This is a genomic window from Saccharothrix sp. CB00851, from assembly GCF_001905065.1.
In the GTDB taxonomy this organism is placed as follows: Bacteria; Actinomycetota; Actinomycetes; order Mycobacteriales; family Pseudonocardiaceae; genus Actinosynnema.
On sequence record NZ_LWLC01000001.1, the window covers coordinates 411,580 to 428,262 of the forward strand.

20 protein-coding genes and 2 tRNA genes are annotated in these 16,683 nt (G+C 69.7%); 11 read left to right on the top strand and 11 right to left on the bottom strand.

Features of this window, described 5'->3' with window-relative positions:
• Positions 1-4: 4 nt before the first annotated feature.
• The 7 genes from A6A25_RS01935 to A6A25_RS01965 all read right to left on the bottom strand — a co-directional run bounded on the left by A6A25_RS01935 (position 5) and on the right by A6A25_RS01965 (position 5,148).
• Entirely contained in the window at positions 5-427 is a 423-nt protein-coding gene (locus A6A25_RS01935; protein ID WP_073885950.1) for a MaoC family dehydratase, read from the bottom strand.
• Positions 424-873 (bottom strand): MaoC family dehydratase N-terminal domain-containing protein, encoded by a 450-nt coding sequence (locus A6A25_RS01940; RefSeq protein ID WP_073885951.1) that lies wholly within the window; start codon positions 871-873, stop codon positions 424-426. Before A6A25_RS01940 ends, A6A25_RS01935 begins: the two co-directional genes overlap by 4 nt.
• Before the next feature lie 88 nt (positions 874-961).
• Positions 962-1,126: a 50S ribosomal protein L33 gene (rpmG, locus tag A6A25_RS01945; protein ID WP_015105301.1), complete on the bottom strand. Its 165-nt coding sequence runs from the start codon at positions 1,124-1,126 to the stop codon at positions 962-964.
• Between the two features lie 218 nt (positions 1,127-1,344).
• Positions 1,345-1,417: transfer RNA gene (locus A6A25_RS01950), tRNA-Met, on the bottom strand.
• A gap of 45 nt (positions 1,418-1,462) precedes the next feature.
• Positions 1,463-1,535 (bottom strand) — tRNA-Thr (locus A6A25_RS01955).
• A 66-nt stretch (positions 1,536-1,601) separates the two neighbouring features.
• Complete coding sequence (locus A6A25_RS01960) at positions 1,602-4,205, bottom strand: putative bifunctional diguanylate cyclase/phosphodiesterase (RefSeq protein ID WP_073885952.1); 2,604 nt, start codon at positions 4,203-4,205, stop codon at positions 1,602-1,604.
• Between the two features lie 175 nt (positions 4,206-4,380).
• Positions 4,381-5,148 (bottom strand): PhzF family phenazine biosynthesis protein, encoded by a 768-nt coding sequence (locus tag A6A25_RS01965; protein ID WP_073886361.1) that lies wholly within the window; start codon positions 5,146-5,148, stop codon positions 4,381-4,383.
• 39 nt (positions 5,149-5,187) lie between these two features.
• Between A6A25_RS01965 and A6A25_RS01970 the strand changes: the two genes are divergently transcribed.
• The gene (locus A6A25_RS01970) at positions 5,188-5,979 is read left to right on the top strand and encodes a GNAT family N-acetyltransferase (protein WP_083667813.1); all 792 of its coding nucleotides are present in this window, start codon (positions 5,188-5,190) and stop codon (positions 5,977-5,979) included.
• A gap of 120 nt (positions 5,980-6,099) precedes the next feature.
• Here the strand turns inward: A6A25_RS01970 and A6A25_RS01975 are convergent, their stop codons facing one another.
• Positions 6,100-6,585: a hypothetical protein gene (locus tag A6A25_RS01975; RefSeq protein WP_073885954.1), complete on the bottom strand. Its 486-nt coding sequence runs from the start codon at positions 6,583-6,585 to the stop codon at positions 6,100-6,102.
• A gap of 271 nt (positions 6,586-6,856) precedes the next feature.
• On the opposite strand from A6A25_RS01975, the gene A6A25_RS01980 reads away from it, so the two are divergent.
• Positions 6,857-7,099: a hypothetical protein gene (locus tag A6A25_RS01980; protein ID WP_073885955.1), complete on the top strand. Its 243-nt coding sequence runs from the start codon at positions 6,857-6,859 to the stop codon at positions 7,097-7,099.
• Between the two features lie 1,018 nt (positions 7,100-8,117).
• Here A6A25_RS01980 and A6A25_RS01985 read toward each other — a convergent pair.
• Entirely contained in the window at positions 8,118-8,351 is a 234-nt protein-coding gene (locus A6A25_RS01985; RefSeq protein ID WP_143192914.1) for a hypothetical protein, read from the bottom strand.
• A 116-nt stretch (positions 8,352-8,467) separates the two neighbouring features.
• Between A6A25_RS01985 and A6A25_RS01990 the strand changes: the two genes are divergently transcribed.
• Complete coding sequence (locus tag A6A25_RS01990) at positions 8,468-8,662, top strand: hypothetical protein (protein ID WP_073885957.1); 195 nt, start codon at positions 8,468-8,470, stop codon at positions 8,660-8,662.
• A gap of 51 nt (positions 8,663-8,713) precedes the next feature.
• Here A6A25_RS01990 and A6A25_RS01995 read toward each other — a convergent pair whose 3' ends face one another.
• Together A6A25_RS01995 and A6A25_RS02000 are read right to left on the bottom strand one after the other, a co-directional pair.
• The gene (locus A6A25_RS01995) at positions 8,714-9,355 is read right to left on the bottom strand and encodes a hypothetical protein (protein WP_198932550.1); all 642 of its coding nucleotides are present in this window, start codon (positions 9,353-9,355) and stop codon (positions 8,714-8,716) included.
• A 186-nt stretch (positions 9,356-9,541) separates the two neighbouring features.
• Positions 9,542-10,372 (bottom strand): sigma-70 family RNA polymerase sigma factor, encoded by an 831-nt coding sequence (locus A6A25_RS02000; protein ID WP_073885959.1) that lies wholly within the window; start codon positions 10,370-10,372, stop codon positions 9,542-9,544.
• 138 nt (positions 10,373-10,510) lie between these two features.
• On the opposite strand from A6A25_RS02000, the gene A6A25_RS02005 reads away from it, so the two are divergent.
• The 8 genes from A6A25_RS02005 to A6A25_RS02040 all read left to right on the top strand — a co-directional run bounded on the left by A6A25_RS02005 (position 10,511) and on the right by A6A25_RS02040 (position 16,620).
• Positions 10,511-10,873 carry a hypothetical protein gene (locus A6A25_RS02005; protein ID WP_073885960.1) on the top strand — a complete coding sequence of 121 codons (363 nt, stop codon included), beginning with the start codon at positions 10,511-10,513 and terminating at the stop codon, positions 10,871-10,873.
• Positions 10,873-11,307, top strand: a complete 435-nt coding sequence (locus A6A25_RS02010; RefSeq protein WP_073885961.1) for a hypothetical protein — start codon at positions 10,873-10,875, stop codon at positions 11,305-11,307. Before A6A25_RS02005 ends, A6A25_RS02010 begins: the two co-directional genes overlap by 1 nt.
• Before the next feature lie 53 nt (positions 11,308-11,360).
• Positions 11,361-11,822 carry an NUDIX domain-containing protein gene (locus A6A25_RS02015; protein WP_073885962.1) on the top strand — a complete coding sequence of 154 codons (462 nt, stop codon included), beginning with the start codon at positions 11,361-11,363 and terminating at the stop codon, positions 11,820-11,822.
• Between the two features lie 95 nt (positions 11,823-11,917).
• Positions 11,918-12,112, top strand: a complete 195-nt coding sequence (locus A6A25_RS02020) for a hypothetical protein (RefSeq protein WP_073885963.1) — start codon at positions 11,918-11,920, stop codon at positions 12,110-12,112.
• Complete coding sequence (locus A6A25_RS02025) at positions 12,109-13,062, top strand: hypothetical protein (RefSeq protein ID WP_073885964.1); 954 nt, start codon at positions 12,109-12,111, stop codon at positions 13,060-13,062. The genes A6A25_RS02020 and A6A25_RS02025 overlap by 4 nt, the downstream gene beginning before the upstream one ends.
• A complete protein-coding gene (locus tag A6A25_RS02030) occupies positions 13,059-13,334 on the top strand; it encodes a hypothetical protein (protein WP_073885965.1) in 276 nt (91 codons plus the stop codon). The genes A6A25_RS02025 and A6A25_RS02030 overlap by 4 nt, the downstream gene beginning before the upstream one ends.
• Positions 13,331-14,419 (top strand): hypothetical protein, encoded by a 1,089-nt coding sequence (locus tag A6A25_RS02035; protein WP_073885966.1) that lies wholly within the window; start codon positions 13,331-13,333, stop codon positions 14,417-14,419. Before A6A25_RS02030 ends, A6A25_RS02035 begins: the two co-directional genes overlap by 4 nt.
• A complete protein-coding gene (locus A6A25_RS02040; RefSeq protein WP_073885967.1) occupies positions 14,416-16,620 on the top strand; it encodes an FtsK/SpoIIIE domain-containing protein in 2,205 nt (734 codons plus the stop codon). Before A6A25_RS02035 ends, A6A25_RS02040 begins: the two co-directional genes overlap by 4 nt.
• The last annotated feature ends 63 nt before the right edge of the window (positions 16,621-16,683 follow it).

Sequence of the window (16,683 nt, forward strand, 5' to 3'; positions counted from 1 at the left end):
CCCTCTAGGGACGCAGGCGGATCAGGGCCGACGCGCCGCCCAGCACGCCCTTGCCCTCGAACGTGGCCGTCACGTTGACCTTGACCGTCCCGTCGTCCAAGAGCTTGGTCACCTTCGCGGTGACCTCGACCAACGCGCCCTTGTCGTCGTCGGGCACCGGCACGGGCCTGCCGAACCGCACGCCGTACTGGACCACGGCGCCGGGGTCGCCAGCCCACTCGGTGACGATCCGGGCGGCCAGGCCCATGGTGAGCATCCCGTGCGCGATCACGCCGGGCAGGCCGACCTCGCGGGCGAACCGCTCGTTCCAGTGGATCGGGTTGAAGTCGCCGGACGCGCCCGCGTACCGGACCAGGTCGGCGCGGGTGATGCGGACCGACAGCGGCGGCAGCTCGTCGCCGACGGCGACCTCCGAAGCGCGGATCACGCGTCCTCCCCACGCACCACGAGCGTGCAGCGGCCGGTCGTGACCGGTTCGCCGTCCTCGGTGCTCAACTCGGCCCTGATCGACAGCATGTCGTTGCCCATCCGCGAGGTGATGCCGTCGACGGTCAGCACGGCGGTGAGCCGGTCGCCCGCGACGATCGGGCGGTGGTGGACGAACGACTGGTCGCCGTGCACCACGCGGCTGTAGTCCAGGCCCAGCTCGGGGTCCTCGACCAGCACGTCGTTCGCCTTCAGCGACACGATGATCGCGAACGTGGGCGGCGCGATGACGTCGCGGTACCCGGCCGCGCGGGCGGCTTCGGGGTCGCGGTGCAGCGGGCTCGTCTCGCCGACCGCCTCGGCGAACTCGCGGATCTTCTCGCGGCCGACCTCGTAGGGCGGCGACGGCGGGTAGGAACGTCCGACGAACGACTGGTCGAGAGGCACCCGAGGAGGTTATACGGGGGTGCGTGACACGCGACGAGGCCCGCCCCGGATCCCGGGACGGGCCTCGTCGTGAGTTCTGGCTACCGGCTCAGCGGGTTTCCTTGTGAGCGCGGTGCGTCTTGCAGTTCGGGCAGAACTTCTTGATCTCCAGGCGGTCCGGGTCGTTGCGCCGGTTCTTCCTGGTGATGTAGTTCCGGTGCTTGCACTCCTCGCACGCGAGGGTGATCTTCGGGCGTACGTCGGTTGCAGCCACGGTCCTTGCCTTTCTAGAGCTCGTGTGCCCCGACCCGACCGGGCGACCAGTGCGGGCTTACCGCCTGGCGGGGATCGTGCACCCCACCCCCGCCACCAGCGACACCGGGTGGGGGTCCAGGGGGCTCGCCCCCTGGGCGGGGTTCGGGGGCCGCGCCCCCGATGTGATGCGGAGCGAGCCGGTCTGCGCTTTCCGCAGACACACCTCGCCCACTCGCGTAGCGGTGGCCGGACTTGAACCGGCGACACAGCGATTATGAGCCGCTTGCTCTACCAACTGAGCTACACCGCTTTACACAACACGGCCGCGATGCTCGTGCACCGCGGCCAGTTGTTGAGCCCCTTTACGGAATCGAACCGTAGACCTTCTCCTTACCATGGAGACGCTCTGCCGACTGAGCTAAAGGGGCTTGCTCTTGCGGAGCCAAGAGAACTCTACAACAAGCGTGCCTCGGGATGGAAATCGGGGTGCCCCCTCAGTGGACCAAGGTGAGCACCGTCTCATCCCGGGCTCCCCTGACCTGCACGGTCCGCGCCCGCAGCCACGCCTCGAAGCGGTCCTCGGACAGCGGCCGGGAGATCAGGTAGCCCTGCGCCACGTCGCAGCCCATGCCGACGAGCTGGTCGCGCGCGGCGTCGTCCTCGACGCCCTCGGCGACCACCGTGAGGCCCAGGGAGTGGCCCAGCTCCACGATCGAGCGGACCACCGCCATGTCGCCCAGGTCGGTGCCCATGCCCAGCACGAAGCTCTTGTCGATCTTCACCTCGTCCACCGGCAGCTGCCGCAGGTACGCCAGCGACGAGTAACCGGTGCCGAAGTCGTCCACGGCCAGCACGACGCCCATCTGGTGCAGCCGCCGCAGCACGGGTAGCGCCCGCTCCGGGTCGGCCATCACGCCGGACTCGGTCAGCTCGAACGTCAGCAGCTCCGGCGGCACGTCGTGGCGCTTCAACGCCGCCGCCACGCGGTCCGGGAACTCCTCGTCGGCCAACGTCCGCACGGACAGGTTCACCGCGATGGACATCCGCAGCCCGCGGTCGATCCACAGCCGCACGCGGGCCAGCGCGGTGTCCATGACGAAGTCGGTGAGCACGTCCACCAGCCCGGTGGCCTCGACGGCGGGCACGAACTCGTCCGGGTCGACCCGGCCGAACTCGGGGTGCTTCCAGCGCACCAACGCCTCCGCGCCGACCACCTGACGGCTCGGCAGCGCGACCTTCGGCTGGTAGTGCACGGAGATCTGGCCGTTCTCCAGCGCCGACCGGAACTGGGTGACCAGCTGGAAGCGGCGCAGGAAGATCTGGCCCATGCTCGGCGCGTACTGGCGCAGCGGCTCGTTGTCGCTGGTCGCCCGGACCGCCACGTCGGCGCGTTGCAGCAGCGCGTCCGGGTCCGGCTCCTCGACCTCGCAGTCCGCCGTGGTCGCCCAACCGACGACCGCGCCCGCCTCGACGGTGAGCCGGTCGACCGGATAGGGCACCGACAACGCGGCGCGCAGCCGTTCGGCGATCTCCTGGATCTGCTCGGCCTGCCGGTCCAGCAGCAGCGCGGCGAACGTGCCGCCCTCCAACCTGGCCAGGGGCACCTCGGGCCCCAGCTCGTCGCGCAGCCGACGGCCGGCGGCGACCACCATCCGGTTGCCCCACGCCTGGCCGAGCGCGTCGGACACGGTGGACAACACGGTGAGGTCGACGCGGACCACCACCGACGTGTTGGCCTCGCGCGTCGGCTCGGTCGCGGCCTCGAGGAAGCCGGGCCGGTTGAGCAGGCCGGTCAACGGGTCGTGGTAGGCGTCGTGGCGCAGCCGGGCGAGCAGCCGCCGGTTGTCCACCGCGGTGGACAGGTGGCTGGCCAGCGTGCGCAGGAGCTGGATGTCGGCCTTGCCGAAGCCGCGCCACCGGCTGAGCCGGTCGTGCACCTCGACCGCGCCGAGCAGCTGGGTGGCCCCGCGCAGCGGCACGACCAGCGCTTCCTGCGCGTCCCGGCGGACCAGGGCCTCGGAGACCTCTTCACCGGCGTCCACGATGCGGAAGTACCGCACCTGGGCGCCGGGCAGCTGGAGCATGGCGTCCTCGCGCAGCACGCGCGGGTCGTCGCGGCGCATGCCCGGCGGCAGCGGCTCGCCCGCGACCAGCGTGCGCATCGGCGCCTGGGGGTCGGTGCGCAGCCGCAGCACGACCCGGTTGGCGTTGAGCTGCTCGCGGATGCGTTCGGCGATGAGCTGCCAGTCGTCGTTCTCGCCGCTGCCGTCGTCCTCTTCCGGCGTCGCGCCGCGCGGTCCGGTGGCGTTGCGGCCGGAACGGGCCACCCGCAGCGAGACCTCGCTGAGCGCCTCCAGGTCGCGCTGCTCGCGCAGCAGGCCCGAGTAGGCCAGGTAGATCGCGGTGATGCCGAGGAAGACCAAGCCGATCAGCAGGCCGCCCCACGGCGCCTTGTCGGCGATCTCGTAGCCGGCCAGGCCCGCGGAGGTGTTCAGCAGGGCCACCACGAGCGTCTGCAGCACCAGGCGCAGGCTCGGCGCGACCCGCATGCCCTTGCCCATGATCCGCAACGCGGTCAGGCCGAGCACGCTGGCCAGCAGCGGCACCGCGATCGTGCCGACGAACGCGCCCGCCCAGAACGGGCCCTGCGCGCCGAGGAACCGCTTGACCAGCTCGGCGACCGCGAAGGCCACCGAGATCTCCATGAACATCAGGCCCGCGTTGTAGACGGCGCGGTCGAGCACGCGGCGGCCGAGGAGCGTGCCGACGCCCGCGACCACGTGCGCGGCGAGCACGATCTCGAACGGCGCGACCAGCAGGCCGAGCACGAGCGGGATCTCGGTGAACGAGATGGTCCAGGCCACTCCGCTGCGCACGTCGACGTTGATGGCCAACTGCTCGGCGAGCAGGAACCCGATCACCAGCAGCGGGCCGGTCCACCACAGCTTCGCGTCCGGTTCGGTGTCGGGCAGCCAGCGGCCCACGAGGAACGCGGACAGCCCGCCCGCGAGGAGGAGCAGGGCCGCGAACACGCTGAACGCGCGGTTCGTGGACCGGGTCGGCGCGCTGGGCGCCGTGGCCGACGCGTGGTCGGACATCCAGCCTCCTCGTCGGCCATCGTCGCGGTCGGCCGGGTCGCGGCCTACGTGCTCCGGGCGTGACTGAGGGGTCCCGAAGACCGACCAGGACCCCTCCAAGGCTGCCAATGTACCCCGGTCGGGGGACGAAATGGCAGGTCGTGTAGCGGAATGCCACGAGAAGTGACCGAGCGGATCACACGATCAGTCGGCCCTGGATCACCGTCACGGCCTGTCCGGCGAGCCTTACGCGATCTTGCTCCAGAGTGGTCCGGACCAGCCCACCGCGGGCCGACGCCTGCTCGGCCAGCAGGTTCGCCCGACCCAGCCGCGGCGACCACCAGGACGCCAGCGTGCAGTGCGCGGAACCGGTTACGGAATCCTCCGGGACTCCGTAGGAGGGGTAGAAGCACCGGCTCACGACGTCGCGGTCCGGCCGGTCGTCGAGCGCGGTGACGATCACACCGCGGCCGGGCACCTCGGCGAGCGCGGCGAAGTCCGGGCGCAGGTCGCGGACCTCGTCGGCGGAGGCGGCTTCCACCAGGACGTCCGACACGGCCTGGGCGACGGCCTTCACGGTCACGCCCGGCAGGCCGGCGCGCAGCGGCGTGGTCATCTCGATCGGCTCCGCCGGGTCGGCCGGGAAGTCCATCTCCACCCAGCCGTTGTCGGCGGTGCAGGTGAGCACGCCGCTGCGGGTGTCGAAGCTGCGGCTGCCGCCGAGCACGTGCGCGGTGGCCAGGGTGGCGTGGCCGCACAGGTCGACCTCGGCGACCGGCGTGAACCAGCGCAGCGGCAGCGGGTCGTCGTGGTCGACCCGCACGAACGCGGTCTCGGCGTGCTTCATCTCGGCGGCGACGGCCTGCATCCACCGCTCGTCCACCGGGCCGTCCAGCAGCACCACGCCCGCCGGGTTGCCCGCGAACGCGCGGTCGGTGAACGCGTCGACCACGTACAGCTCCACGGCGAGCAATCTACGTCCCGAACGGGTTAGCTGGCAGTCGTGGACCCGTTGCTGCCCGAGATCGCGCCCGTGGACGATCCGTACTCGTTCTCCGAACTGCCCGAAGACGCCCTGAACGCCTCCTGGGGTGCGCTGCGCACGCACTCGCTGCACTGGCACCCCGGCGCGGACCTGGACGACCTGCTGCGCCGGTGGCCGTTGAGCGGTGGGGGCGACCACGACACGGCGGCGCTGGTGACCGTGCCCAGTCGGGCCGTCGAGGCCGCGGACGTGCTGGCGCGGCACGGTTTCGCGCCGCTGCTGGTGACCGCCGCCCGGCTGCCCGGCCGCGGGTACGACGGCCGTTCGACGGTGAAGATCCGGCCGTTGACGCCGGAGCACCTGGACGTCGCCGTGGCGCTGAACCTGGAGACGGTGCGGTTCGACAGCCGGTTCGGCATGGTCAGCGCCCGGCCGTCCAGCGCCGTGCGGCTGCGCGAGCTGATCACGTCGCTGCTGGAGCGGCCGGAGCCGTGCGGGTGGTTGGCGGAACGCGACGGCGAGATCGTGGGGTTCCTGTACTACGACCTGCCGGGGTACTCGGACTGGATCGCCGCGCGGACGTCCGTGCGGCCGGTGGCGTACCTCGGGCTGCTCGGCGTGCGGGAGGACGCGCGTGGCTGCGGGGTCGGCGCGGCGCTGACCGATCACGTGCACGAGCGGCTGGACGACGCGGGCGTCGGCGTGACGCTGCTGCACCACGCCCTGCCCAACCCGCTGTCCGCGCCGTTCTGGTACTCCCACGGCTACCGGCCGCTGTGGACGACCTGGCAGCGCCGCCCCGCCCGCTAGTGCCGCGACCGGCAACCTTCACCGCACCTTCCGGCGCTCGGCAGGGCGACTCGCGGCACCGGCACCCCGATCCACCCGTCCGACCACCGGAATACGGGGCGAAGGCCGCCGGTCGCGGCACTAGACCCTCGCCAGCTCCTTGCGCTCGTGCCGCAGGCCCGCGCGGATCTCGTCCAGCACGAGGCGGGCCTGCGTCGCGGCGACGTGCTGCGCCGCGCCGCTGCCGATCGCGTCGCGCAACGCCAGCCAGACCGCGGCCTCGTCCTCCCGGACCGCGGTGAGCAGGTCGCGCTGCTCGGGGTAGGGGTGCAGGGCGATCTTGTCCGTGTACGCCCTCAGCGCGGCCAGGGTCGACCGCGACAGCTCACCGGTCGAGGCGACCCGGTCCAGCTTCGCGGGCAGGTCCACCGAGGCCAGCTCGGACAGCGACAGCGGGCCGAAGTCGAGCACGGTGTTCAGGCCGTACTCCAGGTCGTCGGCGGCGTGGAGCAGCTCGCGCGCGTCGTCGAGCGGTGGCGCGTCGTCACGCCGCACCGAGTACCGGACCACCAGCCCGAGGGCGACACCGGTCGCGAGGGCCGCGAGGGCGATGAGGATTTCGCTCATGTGTTCCAGTCTCGACGCCCCACCGGCCCCGCTCGGACCAACGGGCGACAACGTGTCGATCGGAGCGCCGACCGGTCACAGGTAGTTCGGTTGGGCTGAACGGAGCAACCGGTCGGCGTGGCGCCGTCGTTCGGACGGCGCAAGGGGGCACAGTGGCAGGTGCCTCGTCCACCCGAGTGAACTTGTCCGGCCGGGGTACTCGAGGTACAGGTCCAGACCTCCTACAAGGTGAGGGAAGCAGGTACGGGAAGGACGGGGCGAGGGGGTCGCCATGAGCGTCGCGAGGGAGTTGTCCGGGCGGGCGAAAGCCATGCTGCGCGCCGTTGCCGCTGGTCGGGCTCAGCTGACGGGCGGACGCGAGCCGGACCTGTACGTCGACGGGTTGCCGTGCTGCGACCAGATGGTCACGCACGACCTGGTGCACGCGGGGCTGCTGCGGGCACGGCGGGCGGTGGGCCTGGAGGAGCGCGCGGACGCGGAGCTGACGGAAGCGGGACGCGCCGCCATCGCCTAACCCTCGAACAGGCGTTCGATATGGGTTATGCTGCACACGAGGCCGGCACGCAAGCGAGAGGAAGCGCTTGCGCGCCGGCCTCACCTACGTCAAGACCACAACAGCCAGCCACGACCATCGCCACCGACGTCCCCGGGCGACCACCGCAACGCGACTCACCGGCCACGTGCGAACGGGGACATCACGACGCAACCCGACCACCTGCGAACGCGACATCATGACGAAACCCGACCACCTACGAACGGGGGTCCGGGGGCAGCGCCCGCCGCGCGGGGTCCGGGGGTCGCACCCCCAGAAGAAAAGAGCGAGGACCCCGGCTTGCGCTATCCGCAAGCAGAGGTCCTCGACGAGCGTGGCGGGTAGAGGATTCGAACCTCTGTAGCTTTCGCGACGGATTTACAGACCGTTCACCACAACGGTCCTGACCAGCACATACACGGCCCTGAACCCAGACGTGGACCTACCCTGAACCGAGAGGCACAAGCGGCTGGACCACTCTCATGTCCGGGGGGTCGAGTCCGGACGGACACCGGCGGTACACCTTGCCCTCCTTTGCCTACTTCGGACTACCCGGAGAGCGCGTCAGGTGCTCTACGGGCCTCTCAGCGCCCCCTGTATGGCCCGCTGCCGCATCGGGACGCCACCACAGGACCACGTCGGGGGCCGGTGCCACGGCCTGGGCAGCGGACCGGTGCGGCACGACGTCGCCCGACCCCGCTGGACATGAGAGTGGTCCAGCCGCTTGTGTCCCTCAGCGTGGCCGCCGCGCGAGCGGCACGCGCCCCCGTGGGGACACCCTGGGACACAGGGAACAGTGCCCTACCTGCACCTTTACTAAAACTTTATAAATCTTTATAGAGCGACCCGTCCCCACCATTGTTGATCTAGAGGGACAGGCAGGGACAGGCGAGGGACACCCTGTCCCTGCTGTTACCGCAGGTCAGATGACCTAGAGGGACAGAGGGACAGGTGGGACAGCACCCGACCTGTCCCAGATGTCCAGGGGCCGCATTGGCGACTATTCGTGAGGGATGAACGTTCGCCAGTCTGCCTGCCCCCTGAGCCTGGAGATCGTGTCCAAGACGAGGTCATGGCAGCCCTTGCCCGCCTCGTTCAACACCTGGTCCATGAACGCGTTCGCGCCCGTGATGTCGTCGTCGCGTAGGTAGCTCTCGACCTCGTTGACGCAGCGCGCGAGGTAGGCCCAGATCTGGGACACCTGATCCTCGGTCAGCGTGATCCGAAAACCCACGAAGCCTCCCAACTGATGCAAACGATGCATCAGAGTCTAGCGAGTCTTACGAGTCGATCAGTGACAAGCGCTTCACCTGGGGTGTTTCGAGGCGATTAGTCCGTCAGAGTGACCCTGTGACACCTCGTCCGAAGCTCGTTCCGACGGGCGTCGCGGCTGCCGAACTGGGCATCGACCGCGTGACGTTGGCGCGCTGGTGGCGTGCCGGCCTGGTCGAACCCGAGTTCGTGACGGCGGGCGGCCATGCCCGCTGGGACATGGAGAAGTTGCGCCGAAGTCTGCGCGAGCGCGCTCAGCGCGAAGACAACTGACCTGACATTAAAGGCTGCCACTTCACACGGGCCAGCACTGGCCGTATGCATTTAGCTGAATGTCAAATATACCGCCGTTGCATCGTCACTCTTCTTGTATCGCGGCCAGCGTCGCCCTTTCGGGTCACTGTCTTCCGCATCGCGGACGGCAGAAATCAGGCCTGTTGGACCGGAAATCTCCAGAGTGTCCATGATACTTCCCCAACTCGCCACGTCGAACTCTTTCAGTCTAGCCGCGCCATCCGATAGCAACGCGGCCCGCTTCACTAGCGTCTTCGAGATGGAGCCACTCAGTGCTTCCGTCGCAGCCTCCGGATTGGTGCCTGCCACCCAGTAGCCGCCGGGCGTATTTCGGATAAGTCGTTGCGCCTCCACGAGTTTGCTAACATTTTTCTCGTGTTCGTCAGTGCCCGTGTCCGAACTTATGGCGGCTTCATGCTGTACTTGATTAACCTGGGCTACACGATCGTCGCTGATTGCTTCGAGCCCTTCCGTGCAGTCAAGCAGCAAAGTTGAGTCTGCCAAGACTAGCCAGTCGAGGGCTTCGCCTCTTTCGCGCAGTGCTAGAACCGTAGCCGACGGTGTGCCCGGGTTTCCCAAGTCGCATGTAGATGCGTGAATTCTCGCTGTCGCGTCGATAGACGCCGCCAAGGCGGAGCGCATATCCAAAGCGTCGTCTGCCAGATTGGCCACGAGTGCTGATCCCATTTTCTCTACGAACCAGGGCACACCGTGCATACATCCTGTTCCTAGGTCTCCGGGAGCGGTCAGGCCGTCTAGGACGACGGCAATCCTGTTAGTCGCCGCAGCCCAGTCTTCATTTGGCTTTACCAAGCTTCCTGGGTGACTGTCCAGCTCTGCACGCATGGAACCGCCGTCCTACTTGTAGATGGGAGCGACACGCTTAGACGACAATACCCGTCGGGTGGTCGCATCAAACGTGCACTGGATTACCGTGGAGAATCGACCATCTTTCACTTCGCGGTAAAGCTCAGCGAGGTGGTTGTCAAGAAAGTGCACAACGCCTGCAGCTCCTACAGCATGAATTCCTGCGATGTAGAGAAAAGTGCCTTTACCGTCAAGCCTGGGCAATTTGCCGACGTACGCGTGGTCGGCGGGTGTGCCGTCATCCATTGGAGAGCGGTAAACTTTTTGCTGTACCCGGTCCAGCAAGTGCCACCCCTTGCTGTCGCGGTCGAACCCGATATTAACATCAGATTCGAGAACTTGAGCAATGAGTGGCGATAGTCGAGGTCCGCAAATTACTACCAGGTCATCCCGGTTAAGGTTAATCATGCCGGGGGGTTGTACGACTTCGTAATCGGTTTCGAAGTCCAACCCGCTGGCCAAGCTTCGAAATTCGTCGTAAGCTTGAAAGTCTTCCTGCGCTACGACCGGTCCGGGATTATTGTTCTTGGCCTCAAGCTTCCCGCCTACAGCTACGATCAATTTTGAACCCGTGCCAAAGAATGCGCGTTCGATCTTAGGGCCGGTCTTCAATAGTTGACCCACTCGCGAACGTGTCATGTCGAGGTGTTTGGCGATCTCGGTCTGTGACATACCGAGCAAGGACATCTCCTCTAGAGCCTCTTTGCGAAGTCTGGAGATCTCGGTTACTGCGGCTTGGAACCGGCCGACCAGGTCGCTCGCCTGCTGTGCGCGGCGTACGGGGTCCTGGATCTCACGTAGCTGTTTGACCTGCTCTTCCACGCCTCCACCTTCCTGGGCAAGGGGGCTTGCATCATCTTCGCAAGAGGGGGTTGACGGACGCAAGCCCGGCTGTCTAACGTGGCTCCTGCAACCCCCCCTTGCAGAGCGCAAGAGGGTCTCTACAGTGAAGGACTCTCAGTGGACACGACGAGCAACTACCCGGACGGTTTGACCCCCGCGGCGCTGGCACTGCTGGACGCGCAGGTGTCGGTGGAGATCGCTCTTGGTGAGCCGACGTCGGGGCTGTTGGATGGTTCGGCGCGGGAGCGCCGTAACCGGCGCATCCTGGCCCGTGCGTTGGCGGGAATCACCCCGAAGTACGGCGTCGGCGTGGACCAGGCCGCCGCCGAGCTGGAGAACGTGGAGCAGTCGGCGCGGCCGGTGTCGATCGCCACGGCGTTGCCGACGCCGGTCTTCGGCAAGAGCAAGTCCAAGGGCCGCAAGGCGCGTCGCAACGCCGCCCGCAACGCCGCGCGTCGTGCCGCGAAGCAGGCCGCGTAATGGCGACGATGGCGTACCGCGCGGCGGTGGCCGCGGCGTTGTTGGCCGAGCACGCCGAGGCGTTGGTGGGTGTGTGCGCGGTGGCCGTGCGGGTGGCCCGTGACCCGGCTTCCGATCAGGGCATCCGCTTGCAGATGGGCTGGTCGTTGTCGTGGGAGTCGTCGGCGGGGCAGGTGGCGCGGGCGGCGCGGGCGCTGGGCCTGACGCACCTGCTGTTCGACCCGGTGGGCGACTACGTGCGGGTGTCGGCGGAGGGGCCGGTGTCCACGTCGGCGGGCACGGCCCTGGTGGAGGTGTGGGACCACGTCACCGGTGAGCAGGTGGGCCGGGCCGCCGCCGCGTTGGGCCTGGCCCTGGTTCCCAGCACCGATCCGGTGCACGTGGCGGTGGCCGACGTGCTGCGCCTGACCGCGTCTGAACCGGCCGCCGTCTGACCATTCGTCCCTGTTTTCCCTTGCGTATCAACACTTCCGAGGAGATCGCTGCTGTGAAGGACAACAACGCTTCCATCACCACCGATGTGCTGCTGTTCGCCCAGGACGACGCCGGTCAGTGGCGGGTGCTGCTGATCGAGCGGGGTCACGACCCGTTCGCGGGCCGGTGGGCGCTGCCCGGTGGCTATGTCGACCCGCACGAGACCTTCTCCACCGCAGCCGTGCGCGAGCTGCACGAGGAAACCGGTGTCGCGTTCGACGAGTGGAACCTCGACCAGGTCGGCGTGTACGACACCCCCGACCGCGACCCGCGTGGCCGTGTCGTGTCCGTGGCGTTCGCCGCGGTGCTCGACCACATGCCCGCCGCCGTGGGTGGCGACGACGCCCGCCAGGCCCGCTGGTGGCCGGTGGCCGAGGTCATGTCCTTGGTGTTCGGGCCGCTGGTGTTCGACCACGACCAGGTGCTCACCGACGCCGTGGACCTGCTCATGGCGCAGGGCGTCACCGTCCACTGACTTCGCCCGGACCGGCGGCCTGAGTCCCGCCAAGAACCGCGCCGCCGGTCCGGTCCCCACATCCCGTGCTTCACCACGAGACAGGAACCCCAAGCATGTCGAACAACACCCACCGGCGCGACCTCGTGGACGCGGCCACCGGTGACACCTTCGACCAGCCCGCCCCCTACGGCCTGGTGACCCCGGTCGCGTGCGCCGACGGGACGGCCCCGTCCTCGCAGCGTGGCCGCACCTGGCAGGACCTGACCGCCTCCGGTCGCGTGCTGCGCCCCGCCGGGGGTGCCCGATGAACCGGAAGCTTCCCGAGATCACCGCGGACTGCTTCCCCACGCCGCACCTGGCGTTGCGCGGCACCTCCGACGACACCCGGGTGCGCGCCTTCGCCGCCGAGCAGGCCCACGCGGCGCGGGCGGTGCTGCCCGCCATCGCCTCCGCGCTGGCGCTGCCCAGCACCGGCCACGGCATCCAGATGCTCACGCTGGCCTACGACACGGTGGTGCAGTGGCGGCGCGCGGTGGCCGCCGCCTCAGATGACGCCCGCTACGGCGACACCGGCCGCCCGATCGCGTCGCGCTACGCGGCGACGTTGGACGAGGACGGCCCGAACTACGACCGCGTCGGTGAAGTGGGCCGGTCGCGTGCCGGTGCCCGCTGGAACACCGCCACCGGTCAGTGGACCGGCGGCACGGACACCCCGGCCACCCGGACCCTGGCCGCCTACGGGCGCGCGGTGCGCCGCCGGTTCGCGGTGCAGGCCCCCGACTCCGAGGTGCTGCCCAACATCGTGACCCTGCCGATCTCCTGGGGACAGGTGCGCGGTAACGCGCTGGTACGCGGGCAGGCCGCCCGCGACGTGGCCGCCCAGCTCGCCGGGCGGCTGGCCGACCGGCGCGGCGTGGTGCAGGTGGAGACCACCGGAGACCTGCTCTACCTCGTCACCGCCGACGACCAGGCCCGCCGCGTGATGTTCCACGAGGCCATGCACGTGCTCGCCGCCGCATACCGCGGGGACCGGTCGGCGCGGTGGGCCGCGTGGTGGTCGGCCGCCTACCTGCTCTACCAAGCGCCGAAGTTCAAGAAGGGCAGCGACGCCACCAACCGGGTGTTCCTCGCCGCCGTCGGCGCGGCCCTGCTCGACCAGGCCCCGGTGATCCCGCACGACCTCGACCTGAGGTGCATGGTCCTGGGGCAGAGCGCCGTCACCGTCGCCATGCCACTGCTGTGCGAGGTGGCCGCATGAGCCTCCCGACGCCCTTACTGCTGTTGCTCATCGCGCTCGCCGTGGTCGCGGTGGTCGTGCTGTGGAAGCTGCTCATGGTCGCCGGGCTGATCGGCCTGGCCCAGTGGGCCGTGACCGCCCAGACCGAGGACCCCACGGTCCTGCTGGTCGCCTACGGCCTGCCCGCCCTGCTGGTCGTCGTCCTGGCCCGCCGCCGCGCCGCCACTCCCACCGGCCACCGCGCCGGACTGCTCTCCTCTCGTTCCGCCCGCCGCTTGGAGGTGACCCGATGAGCACGACCACAACCCCGCTGCCCGGTCCCGACGAGTTCGACCCGTTCGCCGCCACCGTGGCCGAGCTGGAACGCTACGTCGCCGCCGCCGCACCCACCGTCCCCGCACCGGCCGCGCCTGGCGACCACGTCCGCCCCGTCGACCGGCGCGGACACGCCGCCGACGACGAGGGCCAGGACCACGCCGCCGGGGACACGCGGCGGGTGCGCGGGCTGCGCGCCGAGGTCGCCGAGGCACACGCCCTGCTGGCCTTGCAGGACGACACCGCACCCCTGCTGGTGGACACCAAGCGGGTGCGCCGCGCGCTCAAGCGCAGCCACGAGGCCGCCCGCCTGCACACCCTCGGACAGAACCCGATGGCGCGGGCGTGGCAGGCCGCCCGCGTGCGCCTGGTCCTCACCGTCACCGCCCTGGTCGCCCTGGTCGGCGCACTCGGGTGGTCCACCACCGGCGTGCACCACACCCTCACCCTCGACATGACCGAGCGGGGCGCGGCGTGGTGGGGCGCGTGGGCCGTGGAACCGGTCATCTCCGCCATCCTGCTGGTCGTCGTCGGCGCGAAGGCGTTCCTGACCACCCGCGGCAAGGCCCTGCACCACCCGCACCTGACCAAGGTCGAGTTCGGCGCACTCGGAGTAACGCTGACGCTCAACGTCTGGCCCTACCTGCCCATCGTCGCCGACACCTTCAAGCCGATGACGCTGCTGGCCCACGCCATCGGCCCCCTGGTCGCCGTCGGCGCGGTCACCGTCCTGCCAATCATCTGGGACGGCTTCGCCCACCTCGACCACACCACCGGCACCACCGCGGACGACACCACGGCGATCACCCCGGCCGCCGCCCCGACAGGAGTTACCGGAGGGGTTACTGGCCCGCAGTACAGCGCAAACACGTTCCGACCGGCCGGGGTTACCCCGTCCGCAACCGACGCTCATACCGCCGCTCTGACCGCCCGCGCCCGTCGCCTGGTCGCCGCCGGCCACCTGCCCGCCGACCCGTCGGCCAAGGCCCTGCGCGCCGCGCTGGAGTGCGGCACCGACCACGCCCGCGCCGTGCGCGACGCCCTGCGAGAGGACCCCCGATGAGCACCACCGCCCACTACCCGGCCGCCGCCGACGGGGGCCAGGAGCACGCCAAGGTGTTGGAGCTGCCGGTGCGCCACGCCGAGGCCACTCGCTTGGACACGGCCGAGGAAAAGGGCGCCGGTGCGGGTGCGGTGGAGCCGGACACGGCCGTGTCCGGTGAGGTGCTCACCCCCGCGCGTGAGGCCGAGCTGGCGCGCGACCGTGCGGCCGACGGGGTCGACAAGGCCAAGCCGACCGCGAAGCAGATCGCGGCCGAGGGCGCGCGGTTGGCACTGCGCACCGGCTACCGCGTCTACCGCGGTCACGGGCAGTGGGCCGCCCGTGCGGTGCGTGCCGCGACCTACGCGCACTACCGGGAGCAGGTGCTCGCCGCGCGTGCCGCCGGTGACGCCGCCGGGGTGGCGGAGTGGCTGGACCGGTTGCGCCAAGCCAAGGCCGACCGGCGCGACCGGATCGCCGGTGCGCCCCGGGCGCTGATGATGCTCGTGCTCTCGGTGCTGCTGGCCGTGATCGTGCTGCTGGCGGTGCTGCTGGTCGTCGGGGTGAGCGTGCACCTGTGGGACGGCGGCTGGACCTGGGGCGAGTGGTGGTCGTTCGTGGCCGGCACCGGGGAGGTGCTGGGCATGCTGGTCATGCTCGCGGTGCAGGCCGCCGTGATCGGCGCGCCGGTGGCGTGGCTGCTGGCCGCCCACAAGGCGGGCACCGGTGTGGCCGACGCCCCGGCGTGGACGATGAGCGGCACAGAGAGGGAGGAGACGCATCGCATCGTCACCCCCGCCGGTATCGGCGAGGCGCTGGCACACCTGCCCATTCCCAAGCTGCGCGCCGAGATCAAGGCGGGGTGGACGGTGACGTTCTCCACCCCGCCGGTGCGGGTGAACAACCGCGGCTACCAGGCGGTGTTCTCCCTGCCGATGGGCGTGACCCCGGAGATGATCGCCGACAAGCGCGACATCCTCGCCCGCAACCTGTTCCGCCACCCCACCGAGGTGTGGCCGTCGGAGTCGGAGAAGGGCGACCACGTCGAGCTGTGGGTGGCCGATCCGGGGTTGGCCACCCGGCCCGCGCCACCGTGGCCGCTGATGGACAAGGGCACCGTGGACGTGTTCGACGGCGTGCCGTTCGGGGTGGCGCAGCGCGGTGACGTGGTCGCGCCGCCGCTGGTGGCGGTCAACCTGTTCTTCGGCGGCATGATGGGCCAGGGCAAGTCCAACGCCGCCCGCGTGGTCATGCTCGGTGCGGCCCTGGACCCGCTGGCGGAGCTGATGGTGTTCGTCTTCGCGGGCAACGGCGACTTCGACGCCTTCACTCCGCGGTTGGCCCGCTACCACAAGGGCGTCAAGCCCGAGACCATCGACGCCGCCGTGGACACCCTGCAAGAGCTGTACGACGAGATGGAGCGCAGGGAGGACCGGCTGGCCGAGCTGGGCGCGAAGAAGGTCAGCCGCGGACTGGCAGAGAAGCACCCGGAGCTTCGCCCGAAGGTCGCGCTGTTCAGCGAGTGCCACGAACTGTTCGGCGGTGACCGCCGCGAGGAAGCCACCGAGCTGGCCGTGGGCATCCTCAAGCGCGCCCGCAAGACCGGGATCGTGCTGTTGTTCGACACCCAGTCTTCCCGTGCCGACGCGATCCCGCCCGCGATCGTGGAACTGGTCCAGATCAACGCGTGCTTCCACGTCAAGTCCTGGCGTAGCAACGACGGTTTCCTCGGTGACGGCTCGTTCCAGGCCGGTATCCGGGCCACCGAGCTGCGACCGGGCAAGGACCGGGGCACTTCAATCCTCACCGGCGCGACCGATGAGCGGTTCGAGATCCTGAAGTGGTTCTACATCCCCGTCGACGACGACGCCGGGTGGGACGCCGCCACCGAGGTGATCGAACGCGCCATGCGGGCGGTCAACCCGGCCGTGGTCACCGGCAACCCGCCGACCGCCGCCCCGGTGCGCCGGGACCTGTTGGAGGACCTGGCCGACGCGTTGGGCCACGACACCGTCCCGGCCGCCGACGTGCCCGCGCTGCTGGCCAAGCTCGCCCCCGACTGGACCCCGTACCGCAAGCTCACCGGCAAGCAGGTCCGCGAACTGCTGGCCGCCGAAGGCGTCAAGGTGCCCTCCACCGGCAACCGCTACCCCGTCGACCCGGTCACGGTGCGTGAGGCTCTGAGCAAGCGGGCTACCCGTGACCTGGACGGGCAGGACTGACCCACGACCGGATCGAGTTAGGTCCGCCGAGTCGACCCAACGGCCCGGAAGCCGGCCCCGAAC